2 protein-coding genes are annotated in these 1,525 nt (G+C 35.8%); both read left to right on the forward strand.

What is annotated here, in order from left to right:
• The first annotated feature begins 151 nt into the window (after positions 1 to 151).
• Positions 152 to 496 (forward strand): HEPN domain-containing protein, encoded by a 345-nt coding sequence (locus AB1422_19400; protein MEW6621468.1) that lies wholly within the window; start codon positions 152 to 154, stop codon positions 494 to 496.
• A 146-nt stretch (positions 497 to 642) separates the two neighbouring features.
• The gene (locus AB1422_19405; GenBank protein MEW6621469.1) at positions 643 to 1,122 is read left to right on the forward strand and encodes an NAD(P)H-dependent oxidoreductase; all 480 of its coding nucleotides are present in this window, start codon (positions 643 to 645) and stop codon (positions 1,120 to 1,122) included.
• Positions 1,123 to 1,525 lie beyond the last annotated feature (403 nt).

Raw genomic sequence — 1,525 nt, forward strand, 5'->3', positions numbered from 1 at the left:
ACGAGCAAACTATGATTTGTAAGTCTATGAAAATCAAGGGGTTATACAACAGGAGGGCAATAAGAAAAAAGTGTATTTGTAACTTCTTGTTAATCAAGGAGTTATGAATTTCGTGAAAGGCACAATTACCAAAAGGAAGGAGGGTTAAAAGATGTTAGGTCCAGGTGATTACTTAAATCAGGCAGAAGAAGAATTAAATATTGCCAAAGAACGATTGAAGATGAAGGATTATGATTGGACATTGACTCGAGCTCAGCTCAGTCTTATTAATGCTTTTAAGGCATTGATTGACTATAAAGGTAGCCGTCACCGTAGCAATACTCTTACGGGTTTGTTGAATGAAGTTCAAATAGTATGCGATATTCCTACTGATATTTGCCATGCAATTAACGCCGTAAATACTAAAATGAGTATGCCCAGTGAACGAATTGCCAGATTTGTTACTATGCAAGCAGAAACAGTTTTAGGCTGGGTGATGAGTATGATGGGATACTAAGAAAAGACCATAGACCATAGACTATAGACCAAAAACAGAAAATAAGAGGATAGAAGACCATTTCGATTTTTGGGTGTCGATTCGTGAACTTGTCAGGAACAGGTTTTATCCGAGAGCGTTCAATTTAAAAAAGGAGGTGAGATAATATGCCAAAGGTATTAGTTGTTTATTCTTCTAAGAGTAATAATACTAAAAGATTAGCTCAGGCTATAGTTGATGGAGTGAATGAGGTTGGAGGCGTAGAAGGTGAAATAAAACGGGTAAGTGAAACCTCAAATCAAGACTTAGTGTCAGCAGATGGAATTATCGTTGGTTCACCGGTATATTTTGGTAGTATGTCTGCAGAGGTAAAGGAGATGTTTGACAAAAGTGTTGCTATAAGAAGAAAATTAGAAGGTAAAATAGGAGCGGCATTTACTACCTCAGGACATCATACCGGCGGTAAAGAAACAACTATGTTTTCCATACTTCAAGCAATGCTTATTCATGGGATGATAATAGTTGGAGACCCAATTAGTGCAGGTGGCCATTATGGCGTAGCCTGTGTTGGCAGTCCTGATACGGATGGAATAAATTCGGGCAAGGCACTGGGCAAAAGGGTAGCAGAAATTACAAAAAAATTGTAACTATTTAGCCACTGATTAACACAGATTGACACGGATAAAATAGAAGGGGTTTAAAATATGAGAAAATTACAGAAGAGATTATCAAAGTAGCATTTAAACTGGACAATATTTTCTCTTATGGGTTTTGAAAAAAAACTTTATCAAAAAGCCCTACAGAACATTACAGGTTGAATTATTACAAAGGATTAAAAATCAGTGTTTCATCCGTGTCCATCTGTGGCTGAATAGTTACTAATTACAAAAACTTTAATGCCGCCTTGATTAATTCCTCAATACTATAGCACTTATTAATCGAAATTTGACATAGATATGGCTCTGAAATTCCAAATCACAAATTCCAAATTCCATTTAGTGAATTAGTGAATTAAGCGAATTAGCGAATTAGTAAAATCTAATCTCTAAT

The sequence above is a fragment of the bacterium genome (assembly GCA_040757115.1).
Taxonomy (GTDB): Bacteria; UBA9089; CG2-30-40-21; order CG2-30-40-21; family SBAY01; genus JBFLXS01.

Bases quoted from the DNA above. Each gene is read 5' to 3' on its own strand.
- AB1422_19400 (MEW6621468.1), top strand. From the start codon at position 152: ATGTTAGGTCCAGGTGATTACTTAAATCAGGCAGAAGAAGAATTAAAT.
- AB1422_19405 (MEW6621469.1), top strand. From the start codon at position 643: ATGCCAAAGGTATTAGTTGTTTATTCTTCTAAGAGTAATAATACTAAA.